Origin of the sequence: Shewanella sp. AS1 (assembly GCF_021412565.1) — a bacterium.
GTDB lineage: Bacteria > Pseudomonadota > Gammaproteobacteria > Enterobacterales > Shewanellaceae > Shewanella.
In genome coordinates this window covers 1-281 of record NZ_JAKCLJ010000127.1, presented here as the reverse complement: position 1 = coordinate 281, position 281 = coordinate 1, and the positions used below count along the sequence as shown (strand labels likewise).

General features: G+C 74.0%; 1 protein-coding gene. It reads right to left on the bottom strand.

Annotation, left to right across the window (positions count from 1 at the left end):
- Nucleotides 1–265: alanine racemase (locus LZP69_RS16355; RefSeq protein WP_234201744.1), on the bottom strand; the 265-nt coding region annotated here is incomplete at its 3' end.
- Between the last annotated feature and the right edge of the window lie 16 nt (nt 266–281).

The window sequence follows — 281 nt, the reverse complement described above, 5'->3', positions numbered from 1 at the left end:
GCACGTCGGGGATGCCCGCCTCGACGAACGCCACCGCCTCGTCGACCTTCTGGCAGCAGACGCCGACCGCGCCGTGCGCCATCTGCGCCTGCGCGATCGCGGGCGTCTTGTGCGCCTTCGCGTGCGGACGCAGTCGCAGGCCGCGCGAGGCGACCTCGCGCGCCATCGCGTCGACGTTGCGCTCGAACGCGTCGAGGTCGAGGAGCAGCGCGGGCGTCTCGATCGAGGCGACCGGGTCGCCGGGGCTTGCGGGAGCTCGTTGCATGCGTCGGACCGCGGCA